Origin of the sequence: Nostoc sp. XA010 (assembly GCF_020829625.1) — a bacterium.
In the GTDB taxonomy this organism is placed as follows: domain Bacteria; phylum Cyanobacteriota; class Cyanobacteriia; order Cyanobacteriales; family Nostocaceae; genus Nostoc.
Window position 1 is genome coordinate 57,073 of the sequence record NZ_JAIVFX010000028.1, and the last position, 23,566, is coordinate 80,638.

Below are 23,566 nucleotides of genomic sequence, written 5' to 3' on the forward strand. Positions count from 1 at the left end.
CGTATTAGCAGGGATGTTTCTCTTTCCCATCTTACCTATGCTCTGGGAACTACGGGCACAAAGCAAGCGCAGCCGGAGCAAAGAGCGCATTTTGACTTGGAGCGATCGCCTGAGGCTCAGAACCCTTGTAATCAACTTTGTGGCGATCGCTGCTTTATTAGCATGGCAACGGGAGCAACGCGAAAAAGTGAGATCATTGTGAAGTGAGTAGGGGGAGCAGGGAGAGCAGAGGGAATAAAGAGAAAATTTTAGTAATTTTTGCTATCCTAACAGCCCTGAATACACTTATTTATTTGTCTCCCCTTTTATTTTGTTCTGCGTCTGTTATCTAATAAATTAACCGCAGCACCAGCAGCAGCACCATTGACACCATTTTTCCAGGTAGTTCTACAACCACCAGAAATTGCACCTGCCAATACACCAGCACCAGCACCTACACCGATATCTTGAACAGGTAAACGTGCGTTTCTTCTTCTAGCTCTGGTGCGTCTTGCACCATTGGCAGCATTAACAGCAGCACCAGCCGCCGCACCTTTAAAAGCATTGTCTAATACCGAACCACAATTTGTTACAACTCCACTTAATACACCTGCCCCGGCTCCAATGGCAGCATTATTAAGAACTCGGTCATCAGCAGAAGCAGGTTGAACCGGGATTAAGCTAGTACCAGCTAAAGTAGCAGCCATCAAGCCAGGTAGGAATGCGCGTTTTAGCATATTTTGCATAGTAGTACCCTCTAAAAATCTTATGATCGGTGAACAACCAAATTTCAGTGCGCTCGCTAATCCTCGTATTCCTTATTTTAGATAATATTGCTATTATCTAAAATCAAGATATTTGGATAATTGCAACCACTAACAACGTAATTTTAGCCCAAAGCTTGTTGTATTTACTGAGTGGACAATAATTAAACTGACACATTAACTAAAAAGCAGTAAACGAAAAAGTTTTTCCTCAAAGAGCGATCGCTAGATGCCAGGCTAGTACGGCACGGCGTAAATAGAGCAACCATTTAAAATCCCTAAAGAGCTTATTCCATAATACTTTTGACTTTTGACTTTTGACTTTTGGCTTTTGACTTCCGCCTTGCGGTACTAGTCCATAGTCTCCCCGATCAATTCTCTCTTTTATTGCCGAAAGCCTTTCTGATGTTGGCTATTGGGGGCATAAGTGGTGTGTAGGAGGGAAATCTAGCGCGGAGATTTGGTTCGGTAGCATTTGTGTTACAAAACCACTCTTGAATTTTCTTTTTATTGGAGTCTTAGCTTTTCAAAGCACCTTTTCAACCCATTGAACTCACGTTAATTGCTAAAGCAACAAATAATCTGTTAACTAACAATAGAAAACTGTCAATTTTTCTGGAATAGAAAGTAGACTCATTGAATTAATAATAGCGAATGAAGAAAAGCTTTGCTAGTGACATTAGAAAGCAAGGTTTATTTGCTTGATTCGTTGCATTTTCAACAATATCGCCATGAAATTAGTCATCCTATTTAAAACCTTAACATTACTTAGTGTTTTCCTACTTACACCCTTTAGTATAATTGCTACCGTTCCGGTTATAGCAAATACACTTAATACTCCCACAAATACTGAACAACCAAAGAGGTTGAAACTAACTTTATCAGGACATACTGCACCTGTTCGTGCATTAACCCTTTCGCGTAGTGGTCAAGTTCTTGCTAGTGGTAGCGATGATAAAACAATCAAACTTTGGAATCCTACTACCACAGGTGCATTGCTTCACACTTTAACTGGACACCGTGAGGGCATTAAATCAATAGTGATTACTCCAGATGAGCAAACTTTAATTAGTACCAGTTTCGATAACACTATCAAATTTTGGAATACGCAAACAGGAAAGGAAGTTCGCACGATTTCAGAAAAAACAGGAGTGAAAGGAATGTTATTGACCCTAGACGGACAAACTTTAATCAGTGGTAGCGGCGATAACACTATCAAATTTCGGAATCTCAAAACTCGAAAAATCGACCGGATACTCAAAGCAGAAACAACAGCACTTGCAATTAGTCCTGATGGTAAAACTCTCTTAAGCGGGGGTGAAAATGGGGGAAAAATTCGGGTTTGGAGTCTGGTAACAGGTAAACAAATAGGCAGCTTTACCCCACCACTACCCAAAAAAGAAGACCTGATTAACGGGGGTGAGCGAGCATCAGCCCCAATTACGCTTGCTGTTAGTAACGATGGGAAAATGCTCCTGTGTGGTGGACATGATGATAGCTTTCAATCTGGTGGAGTCAGAACCACAGATGGTAAAGGTTTCAAAGCTTGGGACTTGAAAACAGGAAAGCTGATTCATAATTTATCGTTGGGTACGAGTATTGATGCGTTAATTATAAGTCCCGATAGCCAGACATTTATTGCTGGTGGTTTAGGCAGAGAAATCATATTACGCGACATCAAAACAGGGAAATCTGTCATGGAACTTACCGGACACGCAGGTGGAATTTATGGACTTGCATTAAGTAGTGATGGTCAGACTTTATATAGCGGTAGTGGCGATAAATCTATTAAAGTTTGGCAGATAATACCGTAGTTTATCAATTTTTTACTCTTACTCCTCAATCACTTCTAAACTAGATTCTCGCACTACCTCTTGTGCTAATGATTTGAGTTTTTTATCTCAATACGCTTGGGTTAAGCATTTTTTCTCCTCTGTTTGTTTTCTTTGCGCTTCTACGGTAGCCTGTGGCAACAGGTCAGTATCAGCCAGCGTATTACAGAGACATCCGCAACTTTGAAAACATACGCTGGCGGTCCACAGGACATGGTTGCTAGTGATGGGGTGCTGGATAAAAAGGAGAAAGTAGCGATCGCTCTTACGGGGCATACAGAAGGCAAAAAAACCCACGTTGAAAAACGTGGGATTCAAGCAAGAACACTTTGTATTACCTTTAACGCGAGTCTGCTTTTGTCGAAGAGTAAAAAGCAGAAGGCTTTTATGTTTTATTTAGAAGGAGATTTAGACCCCTTAGGGTTAAGAACGCAAATTTAATAACCTGCAATTCTGATTTAACTTGGAATGGTGACGTACTTTCGTCTAACGCACCCTACTTTTGCACTTTATTTAATACACATTTCTTAGCTATGAAATTATGACGAATATGACCAGGGACACACGTTTCCAATAAAGGGCGGTGACTAAAATGATTCAAGTTCGTAACAATGATACTCAAGATAATAAGTCATACCCTTAAATATTGCCTGACATTGCTCGTCAGTAAGTATCTAAAATTCTTCTATTAATGCTGTTTCATAGGAAAACTGGACTGTTTGATTAACTGCCATTTTTTTAATGCTTTTATTAATCATGTTGCTTTCTCCTGATTGACTAATATTTTTGTTATGAGTTACACAATTGCTCTCCTGAGTTTTTGTGTGAGTGGTTTGTTGGAGTTTGAGCTTGTACATAACACTTAGATTAAAGAAAAATTTTATGCAGAACCAGCCAATTATTTACAAAAGCTCATAAATAATCCTGTCCGATAATTTGACAGCTCCCGTGTCTGTTGAGTTTTCATTTCCATCTCATAAGTTTTTCGCAGACGACACGCAATATTTACAAAAGTTCACTAACTGCGCTACAGCCAATATTTTCTCTATAACCCATCATGAATCTTGAGATGACGAGCAATCTGAGGAACTGTTAACCCATCTCCATTCAGCCGTAATCCGATCGCTCTCCTCCTTGACTCTTCGAGGTAGATTCAGTAAATCGCAAAGTTTTGCTAAAGGGCGATCGCCAATTAGGCACTCAGTAGTGGTTAGTTCTAAATAATACCTGTTTTATAATGAAAACTTATATTCAATAAAAGAGGTTCAAAAACTGAAATTATCAAGCAAGCCGAAATTCTGGCAAAATTACAGCGTTATGATAGAGCGATCGCTGCCTATGACAAAGTGATTGCAATTAGACCAGATGACAGCAATACTTGGTGGTTACGGGGAAAAGCCTTAGCAATACAGCAAGATTATCAAGCAGATGTAGACTCTTATGAACGAGCAATCGCTATCTATTCTGACTTTTATGGTTTTTGGCTAGATCGTGGCAATGCACTTTATTACTTACATCGGTATGAAGATGCGATCGCCTCTTATGACAAAGTTATTGAACTCAAATCAGATAATACCCACGCTTGGAATTATAAAGGTGTCGCTTTAATGGAATTACAAAAATATGAAGAAGCGTTAGTTGTCTACAACAAAGCAATTGAAATCAAGTCGGGCTATCCTGATTACTGGTACAACAACGCTTGTTGTTATGCCTTGTAAAGTAATGTAGCTTTGGCAAGTCAAAATTTACAAGAATCAATAAAATGTGAACCATATAGATTCTGGGAACTTGCTATAACTGATCCAGACTTTGATGAAATTTGGGAACATCCGCTTTTCAAAAGTTTAGTTGATAATGTTTTTGGCGAAAGATTTAAAGAACAGAATATTTCTAAAGAGGATAGTTAAGAAATTTACCGCTTCTGAAGAGACTAAAATGAATTTCACCAAAGAAGGTGATTTAGTAATCTTAAAGTTATATCAGTACAATTTGCTTTTCTGTCAATACAATTTTTAACATGAAGAGTGTGATCGCCTCTCCTATATCTCCAGGTGTCGGTTAACACGATATTTGTCGTCGTTAACAAATTTGTACAGCGACAAATTAAATGGCGTTGAGACAAATTCGTGTCATCAAACCAGCCTTACCCACTTTAGGCTTGCAACTAAAAGTGTTGATATAGCCTATAAGCTCCCTATACTGTTTCTATACTTACCAAAATATACTTTAGTATCAATATATACCTAAAAACAAGATAAGTAGTGTGCATAGTGTTGCAATATCACACGCTCATTCCCCCAAGGTAAGAATTACAAAAGAACATGTAATGGCAAAGGGTCTAATAGTTCCAGTGTTAAAAATGTAAACTAAAGTACAGATTTTTACTACGAAAGTGTTCTTTGAGAATTGTTTCTAAATCTTGGCAAGTATCATTTATATCGCTAATTACTTGTAAGATTTCTAAAGGTTAAGTGCGTGGTTCAGGAGTTGATAAATTCCAGAAAATTTCTTTAGAAAAATCACAATTTTAAACTTGATTGCGATAATACCTTTAGGTAACTCAAACCTGTTTATTCTATTCTGAAAGAAAACGGACTTGTGATCCTCAGAGATGCTCTAAATAGGGTAATTAACCTTTTATATGAAGGACAGCCTACAGGACATGCAACCAGTCTCAAGGACTACGAAAATTTGTTTCCGGTGATTGGTGTCCCAGCAATCGCTAAAAGTTACCAGGAAGATGAAGTCTTTGCCTACACGCGAGTAGCTGGCTACAATCCCGTGATGATCGAGCGAGTAAGTAGTCTAGGCGATCGCTTCCCAGTCACAGAGGAACATTACCAAGCAGTGATGGGAACTGACGATTCATTAGCAGCAGCAGGACTTGAAGGAAGGCTCTACTTAGCTGACTATAAAATTTTATCCGGTGTCATCAACGGGACATATCCACATGAGCAAAAATATGTCTACGCTCCCCTAGCACTGTTTGCCTTACCCAAAGGCTCAGATGCCACCAGGCTATTACGTCCGGTAGCCATTCAATGCGGTCAAACCCCAGGCCCAGATTATCCAATTGTTACCCCTAACTCCGGTAAATACGCTTGGCTTTTTGCCAAAACAGTTGTCCAAATAGCAGATGCCAACATCTACGAAGCTGTTACTCACCTAGCAAGAACTCACCTGTTAGTTGGTGTTTTTGCGATCGCAACTGCTCGACAACTGCCACTAACCCATCCCCTCAGAATTCTGCTGCGCCCGCATTTTGATAGTACCTTAGCAATTAACAATGCCGCCCAACAGATTCTCATTGCTCCTGGCGGTGGCGTAGATAGATTGCTCTCACCATCAATCGATAACTCTCGCGTTTTAGCAGTGCTAGGGTTACAAAGCTATGGTTTTAATAGTGCCATCTTACCCAGACAATTCCAACAGCGTGGCGTGGATGATCCCAATCTATTGCCTGTTTATCCTTACCGGGATGATGCATTATTAGTCTGGGATACCATTCATCAATGGGTTTCAGACTACCTGGAACTTTACTACCCTACCGATGAAAACATTCAGAAAGATATAGCTTTGCAAACATGGGCAGCTGAAATCTCAGCTTACGATGGTGGTCGTATCCGCGATTTTGGCGAAGATGGGGGCATCAAAACGCTAAATTACCTAATTGATGCCACTACGCTGATTATTTTTACTGCCAGTGCCCAACATGCAGCCGTTAACTTTCCGCAAAAAGATTTGATGGGCTACGCCGCAGCTATACCATTGGCAGGTTATTTACCAGCCTCAACTCTTAAAAGAGAAGTTACCGAGCAAGACTACCTCAATTTGCTCCCCCCTCTAGATCAGGCACAACGGCAATATAACTTACTCAGCTTATTGGGGTCTATATACTACAACAAGCTGGGCGAGTATGAGCAAGGATATTTCACAGATGAGAAAGTAAAACCATTGTTACAGGGATTCCAAAGTCATCTTCAGCAGGTAGAAAATACGATCAAGCAGCGTAATTTGCACCGCCCAGCCTATGAGTATCTGCTTCCTTCTAAAATTCCTCAAAGCATCAATATCTGAATTGGCGACTGAGGGAGAAATCAATTCAAAATTCAAAATTTTATTCTGACAAGTATCTTGGTACGCGCAGCCTCTCATAGAGAATAAAAGGACTTAGGAAGATAAGGAACTGAGGGAAAAAAATTAATAACCAATGACCAATGACCAATGACAAATGACAAATGACAAATGACAAATGACAGTAAATATTATGACACTTAAAGATAAAGTTCTCAAAGGTCATGCTCGCCAGATTTGGCTTGCACCCATACTAGATAAAGTAGGTTATGACACTGCGATCGGCAAGTTTCTGCGTTTGATTTTCTATTATACGGATGCCTCAATTATACTCAAAGCATGGCGGGACTTTCTCTACATCCGTAAGGACAATATTGGAGACAAGTATTTTGCAGTAGACCAAGCAATTATGCATTCCTCTCACTCTCAAGTGAGTGAACTAATACAAACGCAACCACAACTGCGGGGAAATGATTTAGGCATCATTAGAATATTAGCTCCTAGCTACCTGCTCGATAATCCTCTGAGCTTGGGAACGAACGGTAACGAACATACAGGGCTACGTACTGTGATCTTACAAGCCTTACCAGAAGCGTCTCAAAAGATAAAGTTTTTAGGGAATCTAGTTGAGCAAAGCTTGTTAGAAGCTGCTAAACAAGGCAAATTACACATCGGCAACGATTTGCCAAAAATCATCCTGTCAATTTTGCACCAACTGGTTTTTCAGATATCTTTATCTGAGGAAGAAATCACAGCATCACGTAGTTACATTAAAGGTTTGCCTCTTGCATCCTTGCCTAATTTTATAAGCAAGTATGTGCTAGCAATATTAACAGCGCCAAAAATTCGGCATCGTTAACATTTAACCAAGCGATATAAACAATCGGCTAAATGGGCATCTTACTTTGAAACAGGCGCTCAGTATCAGTTGAACGAACACCAAATCGCTAATACCCTTTTCGATATGATTCATATCGCTGGTACTGCCGGTACAAGTGCGCTTTTAGGATCAGTTATTGGTGTTCTCTGCTTGGATAATGCCCTCAGAAATGATGTAATGTCAGAAGTGAATGCAGTTTGGAATGGCAAGAAAACTTTAGATCTAGACGCTTTAGACCAGTTAACAATTCTCAATCAAGTGATTTTAGAAACAGCTCGTCTCTATCCACCTGTGCGATTTGTTAGCCAACTCACCACTGAAGCGGGTGAAGTTGAGATTGGAGAACAAAAATGTCCATTCCAAAAAGGTACTCGCTTGCTAGGCTCTATTTTTACGGCTAATCGGGATGCCAACAGATACCAAAATCCAGATGATTTTGACCTAACACGGAATTTTTCAGATATCTTATCTTGGAATGGCGAAGGGCATGAGCGAGCTTGTCCTGGTAAATCCTTATCAATTGGTTTTATCAAAATTTTCTGTTTACATCTATTCCACAACTATCAATGGGACTCAATTACAGAAGTCAAGTGGGATTTTGAAAAAGTGACTGCCGTTACTCCTAATAATTTAGTACTACAAGGTTTTGCTCAACGATTGTGAGTAATGAGTCACCGTTCACCCGTGAGTAATTATGAATTACAAATTAGTATGACTGAATTAATTGAGAAAAAGCAACTCAATAATATTGCAACCTGGATGATTCCAATCAAACAAACAAAGTTACCATCTGTCCTTCAGGGTGTGTTTTTTATGGATGGGAATCCACTGCCAGATACTTGCATTACTATGTACAATTTGGAATGGAACCCACAGAACAGAACTTTGGTTTTACCGATCTTTGCCCCGTTACAGTGGACTTTTCATAACTCGATTGCGGGTTGGATATTACTACGTTCAGTTCAATTGTCTAAAGCAACTTACAAAATTCAGTTTGAAGATGAAACTTTGCAAGAAGCTCAAGTCATACCTGTTTTCCTGGGAATACCAATTTCAAGAGCGATTGTAAATTTTACAATGTCCCAAGACAAAAATTCTCTCAATGGAGATATTTGGCATAGAAAGAACGTTTGGTTTGGCGGACTTTCTAGAGTTGGTGAGTATACTCTCCGTAAGGTTGTTGATAAAGATGGTCGTTATACTCCTGCTTTTAACGATATGCTTACCAGGGTGAAAAATGAGTGTTTAGTAATTGTCCCTCACTCAAATTGACACAGCTTGTCGTTTTGAGTAGCACATTTACCTGTTTCCTGGCTAATGCTCTCTTAGAAAAGAAAACTCAAGTGATTCTTGCGCCGCAAATTTATCAACAAAAGACTAAAGTTTAGACAAAAGATAGCGAATATTTACTCCAAACTAATTTTCCACAACCCATCTAGCGGATTGGACTGTTGCAATTGACTATCACTGCTGCCGAGCCAATTATTGTCATACACCAACCCAACACTGAATGTTCGATTTAGAGGATATTGCCCTAGCTTTCCAAAACCTTCAATATTGTTTGAGTCAGTGATCACTTGCTGGTTCAACTGTATGGTTGTTTGGTTGCCGTCGTCAAAGTAAATCGTAGCTCGTTTATTGTGAAAACTTACCTGAACTTTGTAGACACCACCAGTTGCATAATAGTAGGCTCTAGCAGGTAGCTTTTGACCATCAATATTTTGCCCTTTGAACTCAACTGCGATCGCAGGCGTGCCTAGCAGCAACAGGACTGGCAAGACTAACCCTAAAACTTTCATTGGTAGTAACAAGCACTTTAATCAAACTACTTTCTACTTTAAAACATAAAACTAATTTATGGGTTAACTAGCAATAGAAAGCAACATGCCGCTTTAAGCCTTTACGCACACCTGGCGACGCCTAGCCTACTATATAGATAATCACCTCTGTAATCTGTTGTATTATAAAAAACTTACCTATTGAAGGATGTTCCAGTTTCTAATATCTAACACAATACAGATAGAATCTAGCACTGATTGAAAAAACGCTTGAGCATCCAAATTATAGTAGGAGTGTTTATGAGTTTACCAGTTAAAGAAATTGTTTTAGCGCCAGGAGAAGGTAATCATTTAACTACTGGTAATAGCGAAATAATATTTAAGGTAGTTGGTGCTGATACTCATGGTCACTTAGGATTGTTTGAAAACATAATACAACCAGGTGGAACTGCTCCAGTACTGCATATTCATCGGCAGATGGAAGAAATGTTTTATGTATTAGAAGGAGAGGTAGAAATTCAAGTTGGTAATCAGATAGTGCAGGGGCAACCAGGGGCATTTGTGTTAGTTCCACGTAACACGCCTCATACATTCGCTAATCGAGGAACTCAAGATGCAAAATTATTAATTATGTTTTGTCCAGCAGGAGAACGCGAAAAGTATTTTGAAGGGTTAGCCGAACTGCTCAAGGACGGACAGACTCCAGACCGAAATGCTCTTGTAGAATTGATGCGGCAATTTGATCAGGAGCCAGTAGAGATTTAATTATTGATTGATGTTGCGTTGTGCCTGGTTTAGGTAGTAACCCAGGAAGAACAAAGCTACTATAATAGACTAAAACTCAAAACTAATTAGTAAAAGAAAGTTTGACTTTCTATTATGTTACACATAAGTTTCTCTTAAAGGGTGATTATATAGGAATCGTATTTTATTTTTGAAATTATCTCAGTAATACCGTTTCTTTGTGAAGCTGCATATTATTTACCCCCCGGCTACGCCGTCCCCCCTTGTGAAGGGGGAATTGATTATGTTCATCTTCATACAGAATTGGTATAAGTAGCCCGAAAGTGGGGAGTAGGGAGTAGGGAATAAGGAATTAGGCTTTTCGATATGTACCGAGTTTTTTCAGAAATCAAATATAAGTCCTATAGGATGAGTGAATACTAAAGCACACAATAAATTATGAATAGAGGGCAAGATAAATTTGTGGTCAATTCATATAAAATGCCAAAATTACCACTACCTCCGTCACTTTTAGGTTCAGAAATCGGTTCTTTTACTGAGTTTACAGTTACTCAAAGAATGCCTGCGATCGCTCGTCGAGTTATCGTTGAAAATAATTTTTCAGCCGATATTAATACAAGATTAGAAAGCCTTGCTACAGAACTGCCAACAGGATATTTACAACCTCTAGTGAATGATACTGGTGCAGATTTTCCAGCTTGGGATACGTATCTAGAAGCTTACAAAGGCCAGCGTTGGATAGATATTCCTTGGTTTTTTGTAGAAACTTATTTTTATCGGTTAATTCTAGAAATTACTCATTACTTTCGCCCTGGTATATGGCAAGCTGTTGATCCATTCCAATTGCAAAAATCTCAGGGGTTAGAAGCGTCTCTTGACTCGACTATTCTTCTATGTACTCAGGTTAATAAATGGCTGGAGGATTCTGAAATTGATGCCCCACCAAACCAAACAGCTTTAATTGCACTCTTATATTTCGCTTTGTGGGGAAATCGAGTTGACTTGAGTTTATGGTCAGCATTTGAGGACGACCGGAGCCGTTTTGATATTCAAAATCAACTAGCTCACATTTTAGTAAATGATGCCTCCCAAGTTAGTGAATTATTAACTCTTCCTCAAGGAGGTCGTATTGATTTTGTCTTAGACAATGCTGGTTTTGAGCTTGTCTGTGACTTATGCTTAGTAGATTTTTTATTAAGTAGTAACTTAGCTAATCAAGTTTACCTGCATCTGAAACCACATCCTACTTTCGTTTCTGATGCCATGATTAAGGATGTACATGACACAATAAGTTTTTTAGCCGCTACTAGCGATCAACAAGTGACATCTTTCGCCCAAAGATTGGAGAGGCATATTACATCAGGGCGTTTAGTGTTGTCTGAAGATTACTTTTGGACATCACCTTTAGCATTTTGGGAAATGCCCAACTCTCTCAAAAATGAGTTAGCTAACGCCAGTTTAATTATAGTCAAAGGAGATGCGAATTATCGTCGGTTATTAGGCGATCGCCATTGGGATATTACTACCAGCTTTGCAGATATAGTCTGCTATTTACCTGTACCAACAGTAGCATTACGCACCCTGAAGTCAGAAGTAGCAGTGGGTTTAGAATCTGAGGTTGTTGAGAAAGTAGCAAAATCTGACCATTCTTGGTTGACCAATGGACAATGGGGTGTGATTCAGTTCGTGGCTTAATAATTTAGTAATAACCCAAGTTGCGGGTTATGGAATACAAATTTACTTGCAATTACTGCCGTTATAATAATTTCAGCATCGCTCATCCCATGACGACAATCTTCATCGTGTCCGCTCGCTTTTAACAAGTCGCCGATGATAGCATGGTGTGAAAGCTGCCAACGCTGACTAGTAAAAATATGGCATACACAGCACTGGTATTTTTGAAGCTTAAAATCATCCTTCAACTAAAGTATTTATTTGTAATACCCATTTTGAAGATTAAATTACGTATTTAAGAGCGGCTGGAGTCAGCTAAACTGAAGAAGAAATTGCTTAATAAGTTTTAATAATTTTGTTATGAGTACTGATTCACCTGTTAATTCTCCCGATAAGTCTGAATCCAACTTAGGGAAGCGTTTGAGAAACTTTTTAATTGTAATGGTAGCGATCGCTCTTAGCGTTGCTCTCGTTTTAGGATTGCGAACTGAAACAACCTCGGCAACTCTAGCCAAGTTAAGTGATACATCCACACCGTTAGAAGTAGCAATCAGCAACGGCAAACCATCTCTAGTAGAGTTTTATGCTGATTGGTGTACTGTCTGTCAGAAAATGGCACCAGATATCACTCAACTAGAAACAGAGTATGCTGACAAGATGAATTTTGTGATGCTGAATGTGGATAATACCAAGTGGCTACCAGAGATGTTGAAATATCGGGTAGATGGGATTCCCCATTTTGTATTTTTGAGTCAGCAAGGGGAAACCATAGCCGAAGCGATCGGCGATCAACCCCGGACGATTATGGCTAGCAACTTAGAAGCTTTGGTTACTGGTTCGTCTCTCCCTTATGCTCAAGCTAGCGGGAAAGTTTCCAAATTTTCAGCCCCAGTAGCACCAACGGCTAATCAAGATGATCCTCGCAGTCATGGTAGCCAAGTGGTAAATTAGCACTTTAAAGGCATGGGGTAGGAGAACATCAACTACCTAATCCCCACAAAGGAGTTCCCTTCAGACAATCGATTGCTGCTTGAGACGCTTATGAGCGTACATTAATTTGTCAGACTTGGCGATTAGTTGTTTTAGTGACATATTGCTTTCTGCTGAGTAACGCTCTATCCCGATACTCATCGAAAGTTCATAGTTACGGTTTTGCTGTTGATTAAAGTTGGCGATATTTGTTTGCAAACACTCTTGGATACTGTCAGCGTCCTTAAAGTAGCTGGAGATGAAAACAACAAACTCATCTCCACCCAAGCGGGCGACAATATCTGAGTTCCGAAAACTTTGCTTGAGTAATTGAGCAGCATCAACAATCAAGGCATCTCCTATGTCGTGGCCAAGGGTGTCGTTAATCTGTTTTAGCCCATCTAAATCAATAAAGATAACCCAGCACAACACTCTCGTCCGGTGAGCAATTTTTAACTGTTGTTCAGCCATCAAAAAGAAGCCACGTCGGTTATGCAAACCTGTTAGTTCATCGGTTAGCGATAACTGTCTTCCTTCGATTTCTGCTTGTTTGCGGTTGCGAACTTCCTGAAGAAGTTCCATCTGAGCGATCGCCTGACGACTTAGGCGGCGCAGTGCATCTAACTGCTGGTAACTTGGGTGATGAGGAATTGTATCCATAACACACAACGTCCCAATTGGAAGACCATCGGGCGTAATCAGAGGGACACCAGCATAAAAACGAATTTTGGGACTACCTTTGACTAGGGGATTGTTAGTAAAGCGATCGTCCTTAATGGCGTTGGGAACCACTAATATATCATCTGGTTGAAGAATGGCATGGGAGCAAAAAGCCCACTGTCTGGGTGTTTCCCTAGCTTTTAGTCCAACCTTAGATTTAAACCATTGGCGATCGGCATCAACTAAGCTAATTAAAGCTATTGGAGTCTTACAAATGTAAGCAGCAAGAGCAGTTAAGTCATCAAATGCTTCTTCAGGTAAGGTATCCAAAATACTGTAGCCCGCCAATACTTTGAGCCTTTCTGCTTCATTCTCAGGTAGAGGAACAGCTTGCGTTTTCACAGATGAGTGCCTAAACCTTAGCCACGAAAGTCTGGTACGCTGAAAATTTTGCAACAACCGCAGGATTACCTTTCCAGCATAAAGGCTGCGTGATAGAAACATCTCTGCAACGAAAATCAAGATTCGGTTGATTATACAGAAATATTGTATTACATGATGTTCTTCATGGCTTTGGTTTGCTCTATTGTTCATGTCACCCTAAGTTTCACTGTGCAAATTCCCTGAGTATTTACATGCTTACAAGGTTTTTTGCCCAAAGCCAGGTTGAAAATAATCAATATAAACTAAAAATTATCAAAACTTATTATACTGTCAATTTTCTAGTTAAAATTTATTTTTTGATACCAACATTTTATGTATATACACTTAAATACCGAGGGACGGCTTCCAACCCTCGGAAGGTTAAAGGGGATCTAAAAATGCCTAAAGCCACAGCGAAACACTTTTTAAACAAGCTTTAAGGGAATCTCGAAATTTTGTCTCGCGTTTAAATTCGCTTACTTTCAGACCTTTTGAAATTTTGGATTTTCCTGCGGAACGCTACGCGTAGCTTGCTTCCGCGGAGGGGTACGGCGTGAGCGCTCAGTTCTTCCCTGCCAGATGCTATGCGTAGCTTGCTTCCCCTTTAGGGTTCAGGAACCATTGAACATTTTTGAATTATTCAATCCAAAATCGGAAATTTAAAATCTACAATTCGGTGAGCAACTAGGATTTTTTGCTTTTCCAGACGAAGATGCCAAGTTATTTTTTGGGGGAGAGTCTTTGGGTCAGTTTCTTGCTGCTCTCGACCTTTTTTTACATATAATATTTGCTTTTTCTTGTTAGTAAATCAAATTTTATCAACGTGCGATCGCAGTTTTATCAAAAAGCTGGCTTTAAATATCTTGCAATTACTAACTATTTTTTTGTTTAGACGAATAAAAAGTGGTTTAAAGAAAATCCAAGTGAATCACTTCTTATTTATCTAAAGTCGAATAAAGAAGTAAGAAATTATGAGTGTTCCAAATGTTGCCAATTGGAAATAATTTCAAAAGTGAACCTACGCTGCTAACGAACGATCAAGCCTGACAACATACACCGCTTACGCGAATTTAGAAGATGAGGAGTAGGGAGTTATCCCGTCCTATTACCAAAAATGGCATATCCCTTTGTGAAAATTCTCTATAGCGATGCCTGCGGTGTTCTCGTTGCGATCGCTGTGTCAAAACTTAATAAAATAAGTATTTGTTGGTAGGCTTTGGGGGATTCCCGAATTCGTAGACAAATCATTAACTTTACCTGTTTTGATCACAGCAAACTTACTATTAAATAGCAAGACTTCACCATTACCAGGCGTTATCCAAGCTTTGCGACTCTTGAGATTATTGGGAAAAACTAAAAAACTTGCATCGCCACGGTAAGGTGGAATCAGTTTACCTAAAAATGTTTGGCTATCTCTATTGGGAATTGCGTAAGCAGCACTAGAACCAACAAAAATATCAGTGCCATTTGAGTAAATAGTTTTAGGGAAATTGCTATTGCCATCTCCCAATCCTCCTGTTGAAGGAAGTCTTGTAATACTTAGTTGCCCGCGTTCAACAGAGAATGAGGTTAAATCAACAACTCCTGTGTAAACTTTTGTCTCATCACGAGTTTGGGCAGCATTAGTATATTTATCTGTAGTAATCAAAGTTTCTGTTAAGAGGTCTTTACCATTCCACCTAAAGATTGAATTACCTCCATAGACCGAACCAAGTACGTAGAGTTTATCCCCAGAAATGTGTAATTTGTTGAGTCGAGTATCTGCCATGTTGTCAACAAGACTGGCAGGACTGTAGCCCCAAAGCTTACCTTGGTTCTTTTCTAGCAAATTTGGCAAGCCAAATATACTTGTGCCATTAAAACCCATTCGGTAAAGAAAAGCAATTTGTACTGGAATGCCTGACCGCTTTTGTTGCTGAAAACCACTAACGTAGAGATACTTATTTTTGTACTCAAAATCCATTACCTCTGTTACTTCAAAGCTACGTTTAGCTTTGAAGTTGAGGCTGGTATCATATATCGATAGAGTATTTACAGACTGGTGAACAATCAAGCCATCTAAAAACTTAACTTTTGTTCTTGATGATACAGGACTGTTAACTATTTTTTGGGTAGTTCCATCAGTTTTTATTTTTACTAATCCTGTTGGAACAGCGAGAACATAAGTCTTGCCATCAATAGCTACACAGTCACGAGCATCCTGATAAGAGTTTGGAATTAGTTTTTTCCTCCCATCAGCTTCTACTTCCCATACACCCTCAGTATTAATAACTGCAACTTTGCTGCCGTTGACACAAGCCGCTACTGGAGATGCAATATTAAGATATGTGGCGATTGCGGGGCTAGAATAACTAAACATTGTTATCTCTCTATCTTTTTATTGTTGTTTGATTTAACCTCACATCACTATAGGCCACGTAATAAAAAGCTTCCACAATCTATACCTTGGTTTCTACAGATCATCTCAAAACTACCTTCACTTCCATAAACCTCTTGCTCCCACTTGCCGCCAATTCTACCAAACGCACTGCTTCCGGTCGGCTTCGTCCCTAATTCGTTGTCAAATTTAGCACTTCCACAATCAGGGAAAATCCATAGTGAGAAAGAATCTCAAGTTTTCTCACTTGCATTAATCCTTAATGTCACGAACCTAAGCCAATAGCAGTTTTTTAGTTTAATTTGATCCACTTACTTTCTTTCTCAAGTAACTTGACGGCAGAAATAAAAAGTTAAAATTAAGTAAATAGCTAATCTAAACCGTGTCTGCCATTACCAGCAATCATAAAAATCTTTTTAACAGGTAAACCTATTAATAAAATATGGATCGTCGGAATTTTCTAAAGTATGTCACTTTAGCAGGATCTAGCTTTACCTTAACTAGTTGCATTCAAGGCAAAAATTCCAAATTGCAGGGTGAGGTATCTCCGTCAGCGTCGCCTGTGGCGGTAAATGAACCTCTGAAGGTGGGATTTGTTTATGCTGTCCCTGTGGGTGATTTTGGCTGGACTTATGCCCATGATTTAGGTCGCAGAGACATGGAAGCCAATCTTCAAGATAAGGTAAAAACTACCTTTGTGGAAAATGTCAATGAAGGTGCTGATGCCCAAAGGGTGATTCGCCAACTTGCATTAGATGGTAATAAGTTGATTTTTACAACTTCCTTCGGGTACATGAATCCAACAATTAAAGTTGCCAAGGACTTTAGTGATGTTGTCTTTGAACACTGTAGAGGATACAAACGTGCTGCCAATGTCGGCACTTATTTGGGACGCTTTGAAGAACCGCGTTACTTAACCGGCATGATTGCTGGCAAGATGACACAATCAAATGTAGTTGGTTTTATTGGCGCATACCCAATTCCAGAAGGAATTCGGGGAATCAGTGCATTTACTCAAGGAGTAAGGCTAACAAATCCCCAGGCAAAAGTTAAGGTACTTTGGGTACAAAGTTGGTACGATCCAGCTAAAGAAAGAGAAGCGGCTCAAGCTTTGGTCAATTTAGGTGCAGATGTTCTGACGCAGCATACCGATTCTGGTGCTGTTGTCCGATTGGCACAAGAGAAAGGCATTTATGCTTTTGGCTACAACACTGATATGAGTAAGTTTGGTCAACAAGCGCACTTAACATCAACTATTAATAAATGGGGTAAATTCTATACAGATAAAGCCTTGGCAGTAATGAGTAATACTTGGAAATCTCAAGAGGTTTGGGATGGAATTGGTCAAGGAATGGTGGATATTTCCCCAATGAATCAGGTAATTCCGGCCGATGTGCAACAACTGGTAAATGCAAAGCGTGATGAGTTTATTCAGGGTACTGCACATCCTTTTGATGGCCCGGTGAAAGACCAAAAAGGGGTGGTACAAGTACCAAAAGGTAAGGTTTTGGATGATCAGAGACAACTGCTGATGGATTGGTATGTTGAGGGAATTGAAGGGGCAATTCCTAAGGGCAAAGCCTAGCACTGCTAAACAATACTAGGATTTCTTTTTTGAATTTTGTTGGAATACAATTATGCGTGACTTTTGACTTTTAACTTTCACCATATTGCACTAGTCGTGCAACTTGTCAAATAGCCATGCCAAAACAGCATCAACATCAGTAACCTGCTCCCCTGGCGGTATAGGTGGACGATTTACCATAACAACGTTTACGCCCAGTTCTCGCGCTGCAATAATCTTGGGCTTTGTTGCATCGCCACCGCTATTTTTACTTACTATGGTATCAATCTTGTTATGAATCAGGATTTGCCTTTCATTATTGAGGGTAAACGGCCCGCGATCGCACAATATCACTCCCGGTGGCACTAAAGCATCACCACTAGGAGGATCAATCATCCGCATCAGAAACCAAATTTTCTCTAGGTGAGCAAAGGCGGCGAGTTCTTGCCTTCCAACTGTTAAAAATACTCGCTGTGCCTGGTTTGCTACAGATGCGGCGGCGGCTTCGACACTATTAACTTCAATCCAGCGATCGCCACTTTCTTTTTCCCAAGGCGGACGTATTAACATCAGACGGGGTACTCCGACTTCGGTTGCAGCATCCGCCGCATTGAAAGAAATCTGAGTAGCAAAAGGATGGGTTGCATCAATTAATAAGTCGATTTGCATGACTCGCAAATAGCTAGCCAATCCAGCCACACCACCAAAGCCTCCAATCCGTAAATCGCCTAACGGTACTGATGGTTCACGGGTGCGCCCAGCTAGAGATGTGATTGCTTCTAAACCTTGGATAGTCGCCACTTCGGCAGCTAGTTCTGCGGCATCTCCTGTACCACCTAGAATCAAAACGCGCATCATTAAGATAAAGGTGGAATCTTTGCCAAAATGCCTTTTTTTAGCGCTTCTGGACGCTCTGACCAAGGCAGTAAACCATCTGCTTTGACATAGTATTGACTAGCACATTCTAGTACCGCAGATGCACTACCATCAACAGCTAAATCACCAAATAAATATGTTAATTTGCCCTTGGCAGCAAAGGCAACTACACAGGAACGATTACAAGCACTCATGCATTCAACTTCTTCAATTGGGAATTCATCTCGTAAGTCCCAATCTTGTGCAAGCTGCTGAAGTTGAGATAGAAGTTTTTGACCGCCACTTTCACCTAAGCGTTTTCCATCTTGCCAAACGCTAGCACAAGTTTTGCAAACAAATAAAGTATGGTCAGCAACACCCAAAGGACTAGTCGGGGAAATATTTACAGTAGTAGTCATCTGTACCTCGCAGATATGTGGAACTGATAAATCTATTTCGGCGGGCATCCTGACTTACTCAATTTGGGATTTTAGATTACATCTCAAATTGGTTTACAGTTGCGGGACAGCGCCGGATTTGCACCGAACTTTCCCCGTTACCTCTGGTAGCTGCTCCCCACCAGAACCGAATAACCTTATCGATCATACACCCTACTCGAATGGTACTTTGCTTATCAGATGGATTTACACTTTTATCTTGCTTTATCAAGAAAGTATGTGTTATTGTTGATAATCGTGTAGTTAAGGACGTATAGCTCAGTTGGTTAGAGCGCTACGTTGACATCGTAGAGGTCACTGGTTCGAATCCAGTTACGTCCATTTTTGTACTGTACATTCACAAATTGAATGTCGTTGTTCACAAATTAATGTCGCTATTTCACAAATTAGTGTCGTTACTTCTTTTAGATAACCGTTCACAAATTAATGTCGCAACATTTGAGGCTAATCAACTATTCACTTTGGCATGATACTGTCTCGCCAGAGTGAATATTTGACTATAGACCCAATTTTATACCTAAGCTAAAAAACTTTTACAATCTGTGCTGCCCACGAGCGCTGCCCATTGGCTTTCACGCTTATAGTCTAGCCATTCTTCAGTGTTTCCATTTTAATAAGCAGCCAATTAACTACCAAAGTTTTTGAGATTGTCCCTTAATTGTTGATGCACGCGATCGCACCAAAAGGGAATCACAGTTTGTCCTTGACAAAGAGCTTCTAGCGCCGCCTCTTGATCAAATTCTGCTAATGTCAAATATTTTTCCTGAGATGCGTTAGATATCAGCATCAGCTTCTTCATCTTTTTTTTAGGGACAAACTCCTCAAACAGCCAAGGCTCCTTATCTTGCAACATAGCCAAAGCTTCCCGGCAAACTTCAAAGCTTAAGCCAACAGACAATAAATAATGCATCACTGTTAGCGTCAACAGGTCAGCTATTGAGTAGTAAACATTACGACCCTTACCTGTGGTATTCACAGTTGGTACAACAACACCTTTATCTCGCCAATACTGTAACTGACGACGCGAACAATTAGTAATTTCAGCAGCTTCTGTGGTTGTGTAGAATTTTTCTTCCATAGAAATCATCCTACAGAAGCAATTTTTTAAATTTAATTTTTTTAAGAATACATAGTGTATTTATATGATATTTTATTTTTATGAGTCAGATTACTATCCAGTGTCGTCTTATTGCCAGTGAATCAGCCCGCCAAAAACTGTGGAAGTTGATGGCAAATTTGAACACACCCTTAATTAACGAACTACTCGAACAACTTGGTAAACACCCAGACTTCGAGAAATGGCGACAAGAAGGTAAGCTTCCAGCAACTATTGTTAGTCAACTGTGTCAGCCTCTCAAGACTGACCCTCGCTTTACAGGTCAATCTAGCCGTTTATATATGTCGGCGATTCATATTGTGGACTACATCTATAAGTCTTGGCTGGCAATACAAAAACGCCTACAGCAACAGCTACCTGTTAAAAAATGGCTGCAAACTTAGCGATAAAGAAGAAGATCCAGAAAAATTTGCCAAACGTCGTCGTCAAGTTGAAATTCAAATTCAAAGGCTTACCGAAAAGTTAATAAGTCAGATGCCTAAAGGTCGAGATTTGACCAATGGTAAATGGTTAGAGACACTCTTTACTGCTACAACCACCTTTCCTGAAGACAACGCCGAAGCCAAGCGCTGGCAGGATATCCTATTAACTCGACCAAGTTCTCTTCCATTCCCCCTTGTTTTTGAAACGAACGAGGATATGGTTTGGTCAAAGAATCAAAAAGGTAGGCTGTGTGTTCACTTCAATGGATTGAGCGATCTTAACTTTGAGGTATACTGCGACAATCGCCAACTTCACTGGTTTCAACGTTTCCTAGAAGACCAACAAACTAAACGCCAAAGCAAAAGCCAGTATTCTAGTGGCTTATTCACTCTCAGAAATACTCATCTAAGTTGGCAAAAAGGAGAAGGTAAGGGCGAACCTTGGAACGTAAACCGATTGAGCCTGTACTGTTGTGTTGACAATCGCCTATGGACTTCTGAGGGAACAGAACAGGTTCGTCAAGAGAAAGCAGATGAAATTACTAAAATCATCTCAGTGATGAAGCAAAAAAGTGGACTAAGAGATACACAGAAAGCTTTTATTCAACGTAAAGAATCAACACTTAATCGAATGAATAATAGCTTTGAGCGTCCTAGTCAACCCTTATACCAAGGTCAATCACACATTTTGGTTGGAGTAAGCTTGGGACTAGAAAAACCTGCCACGGTGGTTGTAGTAGATGTGATAGCTAACAAAGTCCTGGCTTCCCGGAGTATTCGCCAGCTACTTGGTGACAATTACGAACTCCTGAATCGCCAGAGACGACAACAGCGATTATTATCCCAGGAACGCCACAAAGCACAAAAAAGTTTTTCTCCTAATGAATTTGGCTCATGTGAGTTAGGGGAATATGTAGACCGATTACTAGCTAAAGAAATTGTAGCGATCGCACAAACCTATAAAGCTGGTAGCATCGTTTTGCCCAAGCTAGGGGATATGCGGGAGATTGTTCAAACTGAAATTCAAGCTATAGCCGAGGCAAAATGTCCTGGTTACATAGAAGGTCAGCAAAAATATGCCAAACGATATCGGGTTAACGTCCATTCCTGGAGTTATGGCAGATTAATTCAGAGTATTCAAAGCAAAGCTACTCAAACCGGAATAGTGATTGAAGAAGGGCAACAACCTGTTCGAGGCAGCCCCGAATACAAAGCAAAGGAATTAGCACTTTCTGCTTACCATCTCCGCCCAAATAGGCGAAGTTGACAAACTGAACCTTGACAAGAGAATATTTAATAGCGCCGAAGTTTATACTGCTTGCAGTATAAACTTTGTTAAATAGGGGTTAGTTTGACTGTAGCAATGCAGTCTTGCTTTCTGGCCCTGGTAGCTGCTCACCCTGAAGCTGCTGTCTTTGGACAGGATAGGTGCGCTCCCAGCAATAAGGGCGCGGATGTACTGCTGTAGTGGCTACCAAATCACCCCCGATCAAGGGGGAACCCTCCCCAATTCTTCATTTGAAGGACTCAAATCAAGGCAAAATTTCTTAGAGATCCGCGCAAATTGTAAATAGCTTGTCCCATCTGAATTTCATCGTTTTTTCACTAAGATATGATTCTTGAGACTAAAGCTCTGATAGCAAATTGGGAGAAATTTGCGCTAAGGACATCTAGAAACATTGCCCCACAATATTTTAAAGCTGAGTCGGTCGCAACAACCCTCCAGCTAGTGGGTGGGTTGAAAGTGCACTAGGAGGAGCGGATTCGATTACTTCCTTAAGTCGCAACAACCCTCCAGCTAGTGGGTGGGTTGAAAGTTAGATAAACTGTGGAAACCAGAATCAGAGCCACAGCGTCGCAACAACCCTCCAGCTAGTGGGTGGGTTGAAAGTTTGAGACATATTAACCGTGAGAAATTACAAAATCGTCGCAACAACCCTCCAGCTAGTGGGTGGGTTGAAAGCCTTCTATTGATGATGAATGGGATAAAGACGACCGTCGCAACAACCCTCCAGCTAGTGGGTGGGTTGAAAGTTTTCGCTTTGCCCCCCCAAGGGAAGCGGTATGCAAGAGTCGCAACAACCCTCCAGCTAGTGGGTGGGTTGAAAGATATCCAAGCTTGATGCAATAAACCGAACCGTCAGTCGCAACAACCCTCCAGCTAGTGGGTGGGTTGAAAGGTGCAAACTTTTATCGCTATGCACCAAGAGGAATGTCGCAACAACCCTCCAGCTAGTGGGTGGGTTATCATCATTTTTATTAGGGAGGGTTGAAAGAGAGCGCTACGTTGACATTATCGTTATATAGTCTCTGTAATTGACACTCCCCGCTCTAAAGAGACGGGGATTCTTGGTTCCCTGACTCGCCGTTAGACAGCAGGCTTGCGCCAACTGCCCAAGAGGGCAAATCTCCCCAAGGGTAGGGTCGAGGTGTGCATTACTGCATCACCCCTCCCATTCGGAACCGTGCTTGCGACTTTCACCGCACACGGCTACTCAGTGTGTTGTCCATTTGTCATATCGGACTTCCTGACAGCATGACCTATGAAATTAGGAATATCATATATCCACTCCCAGTCATATTTATTCCAAAATTGAGAAAGTTTCTCTCGGAATTTTGAGTGGTCTTTCTTCCTAATTTCCTTTAAGTCAAGTGCGGTCTTTTCGTCGTGACAGTGCCGATGTAATAATTGCAGATTTTTATACTCATCCTTGCCTCTTAATGCTCTGGGGATTTTGTGATCTACTTCTAAAACATCCCATTCTTGGAAGCTTAACCCGCACCAAGGACATTTACCCTTTTGAAGTTTTAGCAACTTAGCCTTACGATTAGGCATTTGGGGGTGTATCCCTAGTCTTTTACTCCAATATAGGACTTACGCATTGACATAAAAGCAAAAATGACAGGTAGAGTTTTCAAGGCTTCTATCTAGGTTTTTCAATCATATTTTGGCGATCGCCAGCAATCAAAAGCAACCTCCAAAAGCCTGGAACAAC

Annotated in this window: 21 protein-coding genes, 1 tRNA gene, 1 pseudogene, 1 CRISPR repeat array and 1 riboswitch; of the genes and pseudogenes, 15 read left to right on the forward strand and 8 right to left on the reverse strand. The window is 40.4% G+C overall.

Annotated features, from left to right (window positions below; translation table 11 throughout):
• The first annotated feature begins 13 nt into the window (after positions 1 to 13).
• Positions 14 to 202 (forward strand): hypothetical protein, encoded by a 189-nt coding sequence (locus tag LC608_RS27795; RefSeq protein WP_229556658.1) that lies wholly within the window; start codon positions 14 to 16, stop codon positions 200 to 202.
• Positions 203 to 305: 103 nt separating this feature from the next.
• On the opposite strand, the gene LC608_RS27800 is transcribed toward LC608_RS27795, so the two are convergent.
• A complete protein-coding gene (locus tag LC608_RS27800) occupies positions 306 to 725 on the reverse strand; it encodes a hypothetical protein (protein ID WP_229556659.1) in 420 nt (139 codons plus the stop codon).
• Between the two features lie 749 nt (positions 726 to 1,474).
• Here LC608_RS27800 and LC608_RS27805 point away from each other — a divergent pair.
• From LC608_RS27805 to LC608_RS27835, 8 genes are all read left to right on the forward strand, one after another.
• Positions 1,475 to 2,557 carry a WD40 repeat domain-containing protein gene (locus LC608_RS27805; protein ID WP_229556660.1) on the forward strand — a complete coding sequence of 361 codons (1,083 nt, stop codon included), beginning with the start codon at positions 1,475 to 1,477 and terminating at the stop codon, positions 2,555 to 2,557.
• A 123-nt stretch (positions 2,558 to 2,680) separates the two neighbouring features.
• Complete coding sequence (locus LC608_RS27810; protein WP_229556661.1) at positions 2,681 to 3,016, forward strand: hypothetical protein; 336 nt, start codon at positions 2,681 to 2,683, stop codon at positions 3,014 to 3,016.
• Positions 3,017 to 3,870: 854 nt separating this feature from the next.
• On the forward strand, positions 3,871 to 4,293 hold the full coding sequence (locus LC608_RS27815) for a tetratricopeptide repeat protein (RefSeq protein ID WP_308189936.1): 423 nt from the start codon (positions 3,871 to 3,873) through the stop codon (positions 4,291 to 4,293).
• A 12-nt stretch (positions 4,294 to 4,305) separates the two neighbouring features.
• Entirely contained in the window at positions 4,306 to 4,482 is a 177-nt protein-coding gene (locus LC608_RS27820) for a hypothetical protein (protein WP_229556662.1), read from the forward strand.
• A 691-nt stretch (positions 4,483 to 5,173) separates the two neighbouring features.
• Positions 5,174 to 6,652 carry a lipoxygenase family protein gene (locus tag LC608_RS27825; RefSeq protein ID WP_308189930.1) on the forward strand — a complete coding sequence of 493 codons (1,479 nt, stop codon included), beginning with the start codon at positions 5,174 to 5,176 and terminating at the stop codon, positions 6,650 to 6,652.
• Positions 6,653 to 6,827: 175 nt separating this feature from the next.
• The gene (locus LC608_RS37340; protein WP_308189931.1) at positions 6,828 to 7,508 is read left to right on the forward strand and encodes a hypothetical protein; all 681 of its coding nucleotides are present in this window, start codon (positions 6,828 to 6,830) and stop codon (positions 7,506 to 7,508) included.
• Between the two features lie 69 nt (positions 7,509 to 7,577).
• Positions 7,578 to 8,192, forward strand: a complete 615-nt coding sequence (locus tag LC608_RS37345; RefSeq protein ID WP_308189932.1) for a cytochrome P450 — start codon at positions 7,578 to 7,580, stop codon at positions 8,190 to 8,192.
• 48 nt (positions 8,193 to 8,240) lie between these two features.
• Positions 8,241 to 8,801 (forward strand): hypothetical protein, encoded by a 561-nt coding sequence (locus LC608_RS27835; RefSeq protein ID WP_229556663.1) that lies wholly within the window; start codon positions 8,241 to 8,243, stop codon positions 8,799 to 8,801.
• Between the two features lie 134 nt (positions 8,802 to 8,935).
• Here LC608_RS27835 and LC608_RS27840 read toward each other — a convergent pair whose 3' ends face one another.
• The gene (locus LC608_RS27840) at positions 8,936 to 9,328 is read right to left on the reverse strand and encodes a hypothetical protein (RefSeq protein WP_229556664.1); all 393 of its coding nucleotides are present in this window, start codon (positions 9,326 to 9,328) and stop codon (positions 8,936 to 8,938) included.
• A gap of 279 nt (positions 9,329 to 9,607) precedes the next feature.
• On the opposite strand from LC608_RS27840, the gene LC608_RS27845 reads away from it, so the two are divergent.
• The 3 genes from LC608_RS27845 to LC608_RS27855 all read left to right on the forward strand — a co-directional run bounded on the left by LC608_RS27845 (position 9,608) and on the right by LC608_RS27855 (position 12,676).
• A complete protein-coding gene (locus LC608_RS27845) occupies positions 9,608 to 10,072 on the forward strand; it encodes a cupin domain-containing protein (RefSeq protein WP_229556665.1) in 465 nt (154 codons plus the stop codon).
• 459 nt (positions 10,073 to 10,531) lie between these two features.
• On the forward strand, positions 10,532 to 11,746 hold the full coding sequence (locus tag LC608_RS27850) for a damage-control phosphatase ARMT1 family protein (protein WP_229556666.1): 1,215 nt from the start codon (positions 10,532 to 10,534) through the stop codon (positions 11,744 to 11,746).
• Positions 11,747 to 12,085: 339 nt separating this feature from the next.
• Positions 12,086 to 12,676 carry a thioredoxin family protein gene (locus LC608_RS27855; protein WP_229556667.1) on the forward strand — a complete coding sequence of 197 codons (591 nt, stop codon included), beginning with the start codon at positions 12,086 to 12,088 and terminating at the stop codon, positions 12,674 to 12,676.
• A gap of 60 nt (positions 12,677 to 12,736) precedes the next feature.
• Here LC608_RS27855 and LC608_RS27860 read toward each other — a convergent pair whose 3' ends face one another.
• Positions 12,737 to 13,948 carry a sensor domain-containing diguanylate cyclase gene (locus LC608_RS27860; protein ID WP_229556668.1) on the reverse strand — a complete coding sequence of 404 codons (1,212 nt, stop codon included), beginning with the start codon at positions 13,946 to 13,948 and terminating at the stop codon, positions 12,737 to 12,739.
• Between the two features lie 1,009 nt (positions 13,949 to 14,957).
• Complete coding sequence (locus LC608_RS27865; RefSeq protein ID WP_229556669.1) at positions 14,958 to 16,136, reverse strand: hypothetical protein; 1,179 nt, start codon at positions 16,134 to 16,136, stop codon at positions 14,958 to 14,960.
• A gap of 460 nt (positions 16,137 to 16,596) precedes the next feature.
• On the opposite strand from LC608_RS27865, the gene LC608_RS27870 reads away from it, so the two are divergent.
• On the forward strand, positions 16,597 to 17,739 hold the full coding sequence (locus LC608_RS27870) for a BMP family ABC transporter substrate-binding protein (RefSeq protein ID WP_229556670.1): 1,143 nt from the start codon (positions 16,597 to 16,599) through the stop codon (positions 17,737 to 17,739).
• 90 nt (positions 17,740 to 17,829) lie between these two features.
• Here LC608_RS27870 and LC608_RS27875 read toward each other — a convergent pair whose 3' ends face one another.
• Both LC608_RS27875 and LC608_RS27880 read right to left on the reverse strand, forming a co-directional pair.
• The gene (locus LC608_RS27875) at positions 17,830 to 18,573 is read right to left on the reverse strand and encodes a cobalt-precorrin-6A reductase (protein ID WP_229556677.1); all 744 of its coding nucleotides are present in this window, start codon (positions 18,571 to 18,573) and stop codon (positions 17,830 to 17,832) included.
• Positions 18,574 to 18,575: 2 nt separating this feature from the next.
• On the reverse strand, positions 18,576 to 18,992 hold the full coding sequence (locus LC608_RS27880; protein ID WP_229556678.1) for a DUF1636 family protein: 417 nt from the start codon (positions 18,990 to 18,992) through the stop codon (positions 18,576 to 18,578).
• A 21-nt stretch (positions 18,993 to 19,013) separates the two neighbouring features.
• A riboswitch (cobalamin riboswitch) is annotated at positions 19,014 to 19,178 on the reverse strand.
• Between the two features lie 100 nt (positions 19,179 to 19,278).
• Between LC608_RS27880 and LC608_RS27885 the strand changes: the two genes are divergently transcribed.
• A tRNA-Val gene (locus tag LC608_RS27885) sits at positions 19,279 to 19,352 on the forward strand.
• Between the two features lie 304 nt (positions 19,353 to 19,656).
• Here the strand turns inward: LC608_RS27885 and LC608_RS27890 are convergent.
• The gene (locus tag LC608_RS27890) at positions 19,657 to 20,109 is read right to left on the reverse strand and encodes a MerR family transcriptional regulator (RefSeq protein ID WP_229556671.1); all 453 of its coding nucleotides are present in this window, start codon (positions 20,107 to 20,109) and stop codon (positions 19,657 to 19,659) included.
• Between the two features lie 80 nt (positions 20,110 to 20,189).
• On the opposite strand from LC608_RS27890, the pseudogene cas12k reads away from it, so the two are divergent.
• Positions 20,190 to 21,837 (forward strand): annotated as a pseudogene (gene cas12k, locus LC608_RS27895) (type V CRISPR-associated protein Cas12k).
• Positions 21,838 to 22,278: 441 nt separating this feature from the next.
• A CRISPR array of direct repeats spans positions 22,279 to 22,821; the repeat unit is 37 nt; unit sequence GTCGCAACAACCCTCCAGCTAGTGGGTGGGTTGAAAG.
• Between the two features lie 240 nt (positions 22,822 to 23,061).
• On the opposite strand, the gene LC608_RS27900 reads toward cas12k, so the two are convergent.
• The gene (locus tag LC608_RS27900) at positions 23,062 to 23,406 is read right to left on the reverse strand and encodes an HNH endonuclease (protein WP_229556672.1); all 345 of its coding nucleotides are present in this window, start codon (positions 23,404 to 23,406) and stop codon (positions 23,062 to 23,064) included.
• Between the last annotated feature and the right edge of the window lie 160 nt (positions 23,407 to 23,566).